The organism is Micromonospora sp. NPDC005206 (assembly GCF_040608175.1).
Taxonomy (GTDB): Bacteria; Actinomycetota; Actinomycetes; order Mycobacteriales; family Micromonosporaceae; genus Micromonospora.
Genome location: NZ_JBEXHU010000080.1, coordinates 1 through 1,282, shown reverse-complemented (window position 1 = coordinate 1,282; position 1,282 = coordinate 1). Strand labels below are relative to the sequence as shown.

The window sequence follows — 1,282 nt, the reverse complement described above, 5'->3', positions numbered from 1 at the left end:
GGCTTGTCCGAAGGGCCGATGTCCGGGGTCAGGTCGGTCACGCTGGGTTGCAGAGTCGTCCCCGAGTGCCCTCCCGGATCCGCCGCCTGCCGTTGTTGTTGGTCTGCGAGCATGCGGGCGTAGGCGACGTTGGACAGTCGCCGCTTTAGCGCCTGCATGGCTTCCATGGAGGTCTTCCCGGCGGCTTTCTTCGTGTCGAAGTAGGCGCGGCCTTCGGTGCGGTTGCGTAGCTGGACCACGGCCATGATGTGCAGTGTCCGGTTGATCCGTCGGTTGCCGGCGCGGGAGAGCCGGTGACGCTGCTGGTCGCCGGAGGAGGCGTCCAGCGGGGCGGTGCCGTTGCAGGACGCGAACCGGTTGCGGTCGGCGAAGCGGCGGATGTCGCCGACGTCTGCCAGCAGCCGGGCTGCACCTGACGGGCCAATGCCGTGCAGGTCCATCAGGGTGCAGCCGCGGGCGATCACCAGCTTTTTGAGGTCCTTCTCCGCGGTCTTGATCTTCTTGTCGATGCTCTCAAGTTCACCGATCAGCTCGACGGCGAGGCGGCGTCTGGTCTTGCCCACGATGTCGCGGGGTTTGATGGTCGCGATCAGCGCACGTGCCTGCCGGGCGGACAGGAATTGCTTCGCCCCGCCTGGGAAGAGGTCCAGCAGCAGCCGGTGCAGCCGGTTGACGGTCTGCGTCCGTGCCCGGCCAAGCTCGTCGCGACGGTCGACCAGCATCCCCATCACCTGCAGGTCCGGGTCGAGCTGGACCTGCACCAGGTTCGGCGAACGCAGTGCCACCATCGCCACCGAGTGCGCATCCACCGGGTCGGTCTTGCGGCCGTTGCCGGTGGCGAACACCCGCACCTGAGCGGACAGCTTCGCGGGCACGTCCATGACCGTCTCACCGTCATGCACCAGTCGGTGGGCGATGTGCTTGCCGATGCCGTTGCACCCCTCGACCGCCCACACCCGATCGGTGTACTTGCGGCTGGCGGCGAGCATCTGCGCGTAGCCGGTCTTGTCGGTGCCGTACCTGCCCACTGCGAGCACCCGGGCGCGTTCGTCGACGACCTCGATGGTTGCTGAGCGCTTGTGTGGGTCCATCCCGATGATCACCGACATCGGCGCCTCCCCTTGACTGAACTCGGTGAGTTGTCAGCAAGGAGGGCACCGCTACTTCGAGCAGAACAAACCCCTTTTCAGCCTCTCCTCGCGCGGTGCCCGGCGAGACCGCAGGCCATGAGAGAGCCACACCAATGACACCGGTGGGCAGCCGCAATGTGGGAGCGTCTCGC

The 1,282-nt window shown here is 66.8% G+C and carries 1 protein-coding gene; it reads right to left on the bottom strand.

The window, feature by feature from the left end; translation table 11 throughout:
• The coding region (locus ABZU69_RS37085) for an IS110 family transposase (RefSeq protein ID WP_354968870.1) at window positions 1-1,109 on the bottom strand (1,109 nt) is incomplete at its 3' end.
• Window positions 1,110-1,282: the final 173 nt, after the last annotated feature.